The organism is Emticicia sp. MM (assembly GCF_001649495.1).
On record NZ_LXHX01000015.1, the window covers coordinates 37,883 to 47,572 of the forward strand.

Sequence of the window (9,690 nt, forward strand, 5' to 3'; positions counted from 1 at the left end):
TTTAAAACAAGACACAAAATTAAAAAAGTTTTTTTGTGACACTAAGTTTTATTAAACTATGAATGATTAAGTTTTAATTGATACTTAACATACAGCAAATATTTTACAATAAATTTAACATTAGATACGCAAATACTGTAAAGACAAAGCCATCAACTGAAATGATTTTATTTCAGTTGATGAACAATTGTTTATTTTTATTTAATGTTTAGTTGTGCTTATTAGACTGAGGATTAGCCTAAAATGAATTTATTTAGGCCAATCGTTAATGTTTTGCTTGAGTCTTCAAGTATCCTGCAGAAAGATTTTTCTGAAGGAACTCTTCTAGGTTTCAGAGAACCTATTTGAATAAGGTGAAGTTGTGTGGAGTCTAGTATAACAAAAGTTGTTGTTCTGTTATGGTTAATTCAATAAGGTGTGAAAATTTGTTTTTCACAATTCAATAGACCTAAAGCAATAAATTAATGAACTTATACTCCAAGTATTTTAGGATGAAGTTTTCATGGCTTTAAAGTTTTAATCAGCATCCTATACTCTTTTATAGATTTTTAGGAAATTTTATTATAATTAGTTTTCATACTCATTAATATCAGTCATATACTTGGATGTAACCTTCGTAATTGATTTTTTTTAATATTTTTTTGAAAATTGTTCAAACTTTCTTTAAGTGTCTGACTATCAATGACTGAGTATTGTTGAAAAATATACCGTCTAATAAAAAATAAAAAGTTTTTGCGTAGGAAAATTGTTTATGAAGTTCTACGGCTCGACTTTTGTTAATGCATTTTTTAGGTTAAAAATGTTAAAAAATGAGTAGCTTTGTAAATTGAGTAATAAAATAGTTATTTGAATGATATTCAAATGATAAATTCACACTTTCCGGGCAAGTTTTAGATTAAACCTTTTAAAAAAAATATCTAAGTGAGGTTACATTTAACAGACTCGTTGATATTAAATAAAAGAAGATGAATTTTAGTTTTTCAAAACAATGGAGTGACCAAGCAATTGTGGAGGGTATCCTTGCAGGAGGACGCCAAGAACATGATGCATTAATTGCCCTGTATAAAAAATTCCATATTTCATTAGAACGCTTTATTACTCATCGTAGCTCTGGCCGAGATTATGCCAAACAACCAGAAGATATTATATGGGAGGCAATCGAAGCTTTTGTAATCAATGTAAAAAAAGAATCCTACAATATAAAAGACGCTTCATTAGAAACATATTTAAAAAGTATTTGTAAAAACCTATGGTTTCGATATATTTCATCAGAAGCTTCACGCGATGAACGTCAAACTAAATATATGTTGGATTGGGATGAACTTGACGAAGATGTAAGCGAAACACTGATTGAAAAAGAAAATTGGTCGTATTACATAGATTTAGTTAATAAAGCGGGTAAAAATTGTAGATTAATATTAGATATGCGTTTGGTTGATGGTTTATCTATGCAAGAAATTTCACAAAAATTAATAAATGAAGGTATTTTTGAAAATGACCAAACAGTTCGAAATACCAAGAGCAAATGCTTAAAGAAAATAATGGAAATGATAAATTTGAACTTCTAATCTAAAATAAATTCATGACTGACCTTTTACAAGAGCAAATAGAGGATTACGTGATAGGTGTGATGTCGGAAATCGATAAAGTTAGCTTTGAGGAAAAGATAAAATCTGATTCACAGCTTCAAAGACAGGTATCCGAAACTCAACTTTTGCGTGAAATCTTAATTCGAAGCCGAATCCGCTCGAATATAAATGCTGTTCGTAAAGAGATTAAGGCCCCTTCAAAGGGTAGAGGAATAATGCTGACACTCGGTAGCTTTGCTGCTGCAGCGAGTATTTTATTATTCATGTTATCTTCGCCTTTGGTACTTACCTCACATGAATTTAGCTATCGTGGCGAATCTACTTCTGTTAGCCCAATAACTCAATCGCGAGCAAATGATTTTGAGCATGCACAAGCACTAATTAATAAAGGAACAAATCCTAAAGAGGCTATCAAACTTTTAGAACCATTGGCGTATAATTCGGAAGTTAGCTCGAATTATCAGCGTAATTCTAAGTGGATGTTGGTCATAGCTTATCTTCAAACGGATGAACCTGATAAAGCCGAAAAGGTTTTTGGAGAAATAAAGTGTGAAGGAGATGAATGTCCGTATTCGTTTTGGGAAAAGACCAAAGTAAAATGGCAGATATTTTGGGCTAAGCATTGAAAAAATGCCTACTTTTGCCAAAAATGAATTTAAAATTTTATGAATATTAGAATAGGACAAGGCTATGACGTACACCAATTGGCAGAAGGTTATGATTTATGCATTGGTGGCGTGAAAATTCCTCATACAGTTGGTTCAGTTGGTCATTCGGATGCCGATGTTTTGCTCCACGCAATGTGCGATGCACTTTTAGGGGCAGCAGCAATGGGCGATATTGGTAAACATTTCAAAAATACTGACCCTCGTTGGAAAGGTATAGATAGCAAGGTTTTATTGAAAATTGTAGTTGAAATGTTGGCAAAAGAAGGTTATAAAATCGGGAATATAGATTCTACCGTTTGTTTACAAGAACCTAAAATCGGAAAGTATATTCCAGAAATGATTAAGGCGATTTCAGAAGTAACAGGTTTGCCAGAAAACTGTATTTCAATAAAAGCCACAACTACTGAAGAGATGGGATTTGTAGGCCATAAAGAAGGTCTAGATGCCCATGCTATTGCTTTGATATATAAATGATAATACAGGTTTGATATTTTTATGTTGTTTTTAAGGAAGGCTTCGCTTTAAGCGAAGCCTTCCTTTTTTATGATTACATCGCCAATTTTAAGCAGATTGTCGAAAACCTCAAGGCTACTATATGATTTTAGCTGTTTTTCTTTAAATTGCATAAAACATTTCTAGACACATCAAAGACTTAGTTAGGGGCAAAAGTTTATCCATAACTATGACTGGACATTTTAAAACCACCATTATTTAATGAAAAAACTTGCTTTTACTTTTGGCTTGTTACTGACTATCAGCTATTTACAAGCTCAGCAAATCAAAATTGGTGATAATGCTGGAACGGTTACTTTTGAAGAATACGAACCGAAATCTACACTTGTTGTACCAGGAAAGCCTATTACTAGAGCTAAATTTCCTTTTATTGATGTCCATAATCATCAGTGGGAAATGAGTAGTAAAGAGAATCTCCAAAAGCTTATTGTGGAGATGGATAAAATGAATATGGGCTTAATGGTAAACTTGAGTGGAAGAGGTTTTAATCAAGATGAAACTAAAAGTACAGCGGGTTTAGTTGAAATGATAAATGCCGTTAAGACCAATTATCCTACGCGTTTTGCTGTGTTTACAAATATTGATTTCTCAAAAATTAATGAACCTGATTGGACAGCCAAAGCGGTAAAAACACTCGAAGAAGATGTGAAACTTCGTGGAGCAAAAGGCCTAAAAATTTATAAAAGCCTTGGTTTTAGCGTGAAAGATAATGGTAAATTAGTACCAGTTGATGACCCTCGTATTGACCCTATTTGGGCAAAAGCTGGTGAATTAGGAATACCTGTATTGATTCACACCGCCGACCCAGCCTCTTTTTGGGACCCACTCAATGCTCAAAACGAGCGTTGGTTAGAATTAAAAACTCACCCAGGACGCAAGCGTGATGCGAGTCAAGGAAAGGATTTTTCATGGGAGCAGTTGATTGAGCAGCAGCACAATGTTTTCAGAAAGCACCCAAAAACTACCTTTATTAATGCACACATGGGTTGGTATCCAAATAATTTAGCTAAACTTGATAGCCTGATGGATGCATTCCCGAATATGTATGCAGAAATCGGTGCGGTTATTGCCGAATTGGGTCGCCAACCAAGAATGGCCAAGAAATTCTTTGAAAAACGCCAAGATAGAATTCTTTTCGGAAAAGATTCTTGGGTTCCTGATGAATACCAAACCTACTTTAGAGTTTTAGAAAGTGAAGATGAGTATTTTCCTTATCATAAAAAATACCATGCATACTGGAGAATGTATGGCATGGGGCTTTCAGATGAGGTTTTAAAGAAAGTTTATTATAAAAATGCCCTAAAAATTATTCCGGGCTTAGATAAATCTCAATTTCCTAAGTAAAACCTTTAAAGGAAGACTTCGCTCGAAGCGAAATCTTCCTTATTTTTTTATTATTACCTAAACTAAAATTAACATGAAAAAAACTTACCTCTTCATCATTGTGGGGCTATTGGCAAGTAGTATGAGTTTCGCTCAGAAAAAGAAAGCAGCCACTGCTCCGACCGACAAACTTGAACTTTTAAAACAGGAGGTCATTAAGAAAATTGACGACCGACAAAAGTTTACGCAAGAAGTAAACGATATGATTTTTAGTTTCGGTGAATTGGGCTTTCAAGAATACGAAACATCAAAGTATCTAACTAATTTACTCGAAAAAAATGGTTTTACGGTTGAAAGAGGTGTAGCCGGAATGCCAACCGCTTGGATTGCTAAATGGGGTTCTGGTAAGCCTGTAATCGCCATTGGTAGTGATATAGACTGTATACCGAAGGCTTCACAGAAACCTGGAGTTGCTTACAAAGACCCAATCGTAGAAGGTGCTCCCGGCCATGGTGAAGGGCATAATTCGGGTCAAGCTCTCAATATTACTGCTGCATTAGCATTGAAAGAATTAATGGAGCGTGAAAAGATTTCGGGTACATTAATGCTATGGCCAGGAGTAGCCGAAGAGCAAGTAGGTGCAAAGGCTATCTTTGTTCGTGAAGGTTATTTCAAAGATGTAGATGCTTGTATTTTTACCCACGTGGGTGATAATCTAGGTGTTTCATGGGGTGATGCAGGAAATAATGGACTCGTTTCGGTAAAATTTCATTTTGAAGGTGAAGCTGCCCACGCAGCGGGTGCTCCTTGGCGTGGAAGAAGTGCCTTAGATGCCGTTGAATTAATGGATATTGGTTGGAATTTCAAGCGTGAACACTTGGAAACAACACAACGTTCGCATTATGTAATTTCTGATGGTGGCGACCAACCAAACGTTGTTCCATCGAAAGCTACTGTTTGGTATTATTTCCGTGACCGCACTTACCCAAGAATCAAAAAATTATTTGATAGTGGTATAAAGATAGCTGAAGGTGCAGCTATGATGACCGATACAAAGTTTACTTATGAAATTTTAGGTAGTGCTTGGCCAGGCCACTTCAATAAGCCTATTGCCGAAACAATGTATCAAAACATAAAGCGAGTTGGTTTACCACAATGGTCGGAGGATGACCAAAAGTTGGCAAAAGCTGCCCAAAAAGAATTGAAAGCTCCCAAAATTGAAGGATTAGCAACTAAACTTGATACGATGAGTGAGCCCGTATATTCACCAAATATTGTACGTCAAGGTGGTTCTGATGATATTGCGGATATTTCTTGGTCTTTGCCTACTGTGGTTTTACGTTATCCATCAAATATGCCAGGAATGCCGGGCCACCATTGGGCAAATGCCATCACAATGGCTACTCCAATTGCACATAAAGGTTGTACTGCAGGAGCAAAGGCTGAAGCGTTGACAATCTTAGATATGCTATTTAAGCCAGAAATTATCAAAAACGCTTGGGATTACTACAATAAAGAGCAGACAAAAGAGATTAAATATACGCCATTAATCTCGAAAGATGATAAGCCAGCTATTAAGCTCAACAAAGAAATTATGGAGAAGTTTCGCCCTGAAATGAGCAAGTATTATTATGACCCAACTAAATACAAAACGTATTTAGAACAATTAGGCATTAAATATCCTACGGTAAAAGAGTAAATATGATTTGATTCAAATTGCAGTCTTCATTGGATAGAAGACTGCAATTTGTTTAATATTAATCTTCTGGAAAAGGAACAAAAACAAATCCCGCAAATTCTGCTTCAATTACAAATAGGCAGCAATATTCATCGGCATTTTTGTAGTTTTCTTTGAATAACTCAATTGATTCTTCTCCAATTAGTTTTCGTTGCACAAATTCATCTAAAAATGATGCTTTGTAATCGAATTGAGTATCGAAATCAAGTCGTGTGAATAGCATTTGTCCAACCTCAACCATCGTACGGTTCACGACAAAAATAGGATAATCTGAAAAACCACGCTTACGAATTTGATAAGAAGCTTCTTTTAGATGGTCGGCAACTTTAATAAAATCCGATGCAATTTCACCCATAATCTTCCTATCGAGTTCGGGAGAGTTTACATCATCTAATATGGTATTTTCGTTTGAATGAGAAGTCATATTTCTAAGAAAATTTAATTTTTGTACAAAATTAATGAAACTATGCGTATTGAAAAACAAACCAATTTTTGACTGAATAAATTCAATATCGAACTTCACACAAAAAATTTAAAAAGTAATTTTTAGGCTAAGCTATTCGTTATAATTATTCATAGCTTCTTTTTTTTAGCACTATTTATTACACAAACTACCATGAATCTATGACAACTACAATCATTATCACCCTTTGTATTCTATTACTTTTAGCTTATATTTTTGATATTACATCGGCCAAAACAAAAGTTCCTTCTGTCATTCTTTTGTTAATATTAGGTTGGTTGGTGCGTCAGAGTACCGATTTTTTTGAGCTAAAAGTACCTAATCTCAACGTTATTTTACCTGTTTTAGGTACTGTTGGCTTGATTTTAATCGTATTAGAAGGTTCATTAGAGTTAGAATTGAATCGTTCGAAATTTCCAATGATAGGTAAGTCTTCGGTGATTGCCTTAGTACCAATGCTTATTTTTAGTTTTGCATTGGCAGCTTGTTTTCAATATTTTGGAGAAAGTTCTTTTAAAATTGCTTTAGCAAATGCAATTCCACTAGGTATCATCAGTAGTGCGATTGCGATTCCGAGTGCGAGAAATTTATCGGTTGAAAAACGTGAGTTTATCACTTATGAAAGTAGTCTTTCGGATATTTATGGTGTAATTTTCTTTAATTTTATTACTTTAAACGATAATATTGGCTCTGAATCAGTAGGCCATTTTTTATTGGAATTATTGCTGATTATTGTTATCTCGTTTGTTGCTACTTTAGGTTTAGCCTATTTGCTGGGGCGAATTAAACATCACGTAAAATACGTACCTATCATCTTACTGGTGGTTTTGATTTACAGTATTTCGAAGGTATATCACTTGCCTGCTTTGATTTTTATTTTACTTTTTGGTTTATTTTTGGGTAATCTCGATGAGTTGAAAAGTTTTAAACTCATTGAAAGACTAAAACCTGATATTTTAGATAAAGAAGTACATAAGTTTGGAGAATTAACCACCGAAATCGCATTTTTGATTAGAGCATTATTCTTTCTATTATTTGGTTTTTTGATTGAAACTTTAGAAATTTTAAATACGGATACCATCATTTGGGCCATCGGAATAGTATTGGGTATTTATTTCCTTAGAGGATTACAACTCTATGCGATGAAAATTCCTTTAAAGCCTATTATCTTTATTGCACCTAGAGGTTTGATAACTATTCTACTGTTTTTATCAATTCCACTGGGGCAAAATATTAGTTTAGCCAATAAATCATTGATTATTCAAGTAATTATTCTAACTGCATTGGTTATGATGTTTGGGCTGATGCAGGTTAAAAATGAAGATTCAGAAACTGTAGACATCAATCGTTCTGAATTTTGAAAGTAACTTCACCTATGGTTGTCGTTTAGGCAAAAACGCCATTTTTATTGAAGATTACTTTGTATTTAGAGAAGTTTGACTTTAGTCTAAATATATTATTTGACTAAAGTCAAACTTGTTTTGTTTTTGCTTGATTCCGTCAGTTAAAACTTACGTCAAAGTGCCAAATCCTGTTGATAAATTTTAATAATTCGAGATGTCTCATTTTACATTCTTGCGGCAATCAAAAGGCTAAGGTCTTTGTATCTTAAATTAAATCTTTGGGCAAGTGGAAGATTAGTAAGGCTACCATTGAAGCAATATACTCCCTTGGTAAACCATTGCTTGGCAAAAATCATTTCTTCAATTCCTCCAACATTTCCTGCTTTTAACAAAAAAGGCGTAAAGACATTACTCAAAGCAATACTAGCAGTATGAGCTACTCTTGAAGCAATATTGGGTACACAATAATGGGTGATACCATATTTTTGGAAAGTAGGTTGGCCATGGGTGGTCATTTCTGAAGTTTCAAAACACCCACCTTGGTCAATCGACACATCAATGATGATAGAATTAGGTTTCATCCTTGATACCATTTCTTCGGTTACAATCATTGGTGCTACACCATCATCAGACCTCATTGCACCAATCACTACATCAGCTCTAATGAGGGCATCGGTTAAGGTATCAGAATCAATGATGGCTGTATAGATATGCTGCCCAACTGAATATTTTAAACGTTGAAGTCGATAAATATGCTGGTCGAAAACTTTAATCTCAGCCCCAAGTCCAAGGGCGGCACGAGCGGCATATTCGCCCACAGTTCCCGCACCAATAATGACAATTTTAGTTGGAGGTACTCCCGTAATTCCTCCTAAAATCATTCCTCTTCCATCATGGGCACTGCTTAAATATTCGGCGGCAATGAGCATTACAGTACTTCCTGCAATTTCACTCATAGTTCTGATAATAGGGAAGTTGCCGACTTTATCTTGGATAAGTTCGAAGCCAATACCTGTGATACGTTTTTCATTGAGGCGTTCAAAGTAATTTCGGCTAAGATTTGGTACTTTTAATGTAGAAATAATGGTCTGTCCGGGCTTTAGATAATCCATTTCAGAATCCATTAAAGGTTCTATTTTTACAATCAAATTGGCTTCATAAACTTCTTCTGGGCTGTAAACAATACGAGCACCAGCTTCGCTGTATTCAGTATCTGAAAATTTTGCTCCTTCACCAGCTCCTTTTTCAACCAATATTTCATGACCATTGCGAACTAAAAGTGCAACGGCATCAGGTGTGAGAGCAATACGGTTTTCTTGGAGTGAAATTTCTTTCGGTAAACCAATAAAAAGGTTTTTATCACTTTGTTTGACAATAGCCGGTGACTCTTGTGGATAGAGTGTAGATTGCCGTGCTAATTCCGAAATAGATTGTCCTGTCATGCTGTTTATTTAAAATTTACGCCCAAAATTTGTCAGTCTTTTGTAAAATAATTATACAACTAAGTGGTGGAAAACTCAAGATTTCTAGCCGATGAATCGGTTAGGGTAATTTTTATATTGAAACATTTTTCTGGAAGTAGTGATTCTACTTTTTCTGCCCATTCGAGTAAGCAAATATTGCCAGAATCGAAGTATTCTTCCACACCAAAATCAAGTGCCTCGGTTTCGTTTTTGAGTCTGTAAAAATCGAAATGAAAAATGGTTTCACTATCATTGGTTTGATACTCATTTACGATTGAAAAAGTAGGGCTTTGAATATGACCTTCTACACCAAGAGCTTTACAAACTTCTCTGATTAGAGTGGTTTTTCCTGCTCCCATTTCGCCTTCAAAAATCCAAATTCTATAATCTTTAGCGGCAGCAATTACTTGTGCTGCTATCGACGATAAATCTTCAATTTTATAAATCATTTTGCCCGCTTTGTTTGAATTATCTTGCAAAAATCGTATAAATACTTAAAATTATTTCAATCTGATTTTAGAAAATTCGTTTTTATAGAAAAATCAAATTTTCTTAGGCAATATATGTAGAAATCTGTTGATTTTTCGAGA

General features: G+C 34.6%; 9 protein-coding genes. 6 read left to right on the forward strand and 3 right to left on the reverse strand.

Going from position 1 to position 9,690, the window contains the following annotated elements:
* Window positions 1-965: 965 nt before the first annotated feature.
* The 5 genes from A6M55_RS02360 (at window position 966) to A6M55_RS02380 (ending at window position 5,792) form a co-directional block, all read left to right on the forward strand.
* Window positions 966-1,568: an RNA polymerase sigma factor gene (locus A6M55_RS02360; protein ID WP_015029703.1), complete on the forward strand. Its 603-nt coding sequence runs from the start codon at window positions 966-968 to the stop codon at window positions 1,566-1,568.
* A 14-nt stretch (window positions 1,569-1,582) separates the two neighbouring features.
* On the forward strand, window positions 1,583-2,215 hold the full coding sequence (locus A6M55_RS02365) for a hypothetical protein (protein ID WP_015029704.1): 633 nt from the start codon (window positions 1,583-1,585) through the stop codon (window positions 2,213-2,215).
* A 39-nt stretch (window positions 2,216-2,254) separates the two neighbouring features.
* On the forward strand, window positions 2,255-2,731 hold the full coding sequence (gene ispF / locus A6M55_RS02370) for a 2-C-methyl-D-erythritol 2,4-cyclodiphosphate synthase (protein ID WP_064196319.1): 477 nt from the start codon (window positions 2,255-2,257) through the stop codon (window positions 2,729-2,731).
* A gap of 240 nt (window positions 2,732-2,971) precedes the next feature.
* A complete protein-coding gene (locus A6M55_RS02375) occupies window positions 2,972-4,114 on the forward strand; it encodes an amidohydrolase family protein (protein WP_064196320.1) in 1,143 nt (380 codons plus the stop codon).
* A gap of 73 nt (window positions 4,115-4,187) precedes the next feature.
* Window positions 4,188-5,792, forward strand: a complete 1,605-nt coding sequence (locus A6M55_RS02380) for an amidohydrolase (protein ID WP_064196321.1) — start codon at window positions 4,188-4,190, stop codon at window positions 5,790-5,792.
* Between the two features lie 58 nt (window positions 5,793-5,850).
* Here the strand turns inward: A6M55_RS02380 and A6M55_RS02385 are convergent, their stop codons facing one another.
* Window positions 5,851-6,255, reverse strand: a complete 405-nt coding sequence (locus A6M55_RS02385; RefSeq protein ID WP_015029708.1) for a hypothetical protein — start codon at window positions 6,253-6,255, stop codon at window positions 5,851-5,853.
* Between the two features lie 200 nt (window positions 6,256-6,455).
* On the opposite strand from A6M55_RS02385, the gene A6M55_RS02390 reads away from it, so the two are divergent.
* Entirely contained in the window at window positions 6,456-7,655 is a 1,200-nt protein-coding gene (locus A6M55_RS02390) for a hypothetical protein (protein ID WP_064196322.1), read from the forward strand.
* Between the two features lie 206 nt (window positions 7,656-7,861).
* Here the strand turns inward: A6M55_RS02390 and A6M55_RS02395 are convergent, their stop codons facing one another.
* Complete coding sequence (locus A6M55_RS02395) at window positions 7,862-9,079, reverse strand: alanine dehydrogenase (protein ID WP_015029710.1); 1,218 nt, start codon at window positions 9,077-9,079, stop codon at window positions 7,862-7,864.
* Window positions 9,080-9,138: 59 nt separating this feature from the next.
* Entirely contained in the window at window positions 9,139-9,549 is a 411-nt protein-coding gene (gene tsaE / locus A6M55_RS02400) for a tRNA (adenosine(37)-N6)-threonylcarbamoyltransferase complex ATPase subunit type 1 TsaE (protein ID WP_015029711.1), read from the reverse strand.
* Between the last annotated feature and the right edge of the window lie 141 nt (window positions 9,550-9,690).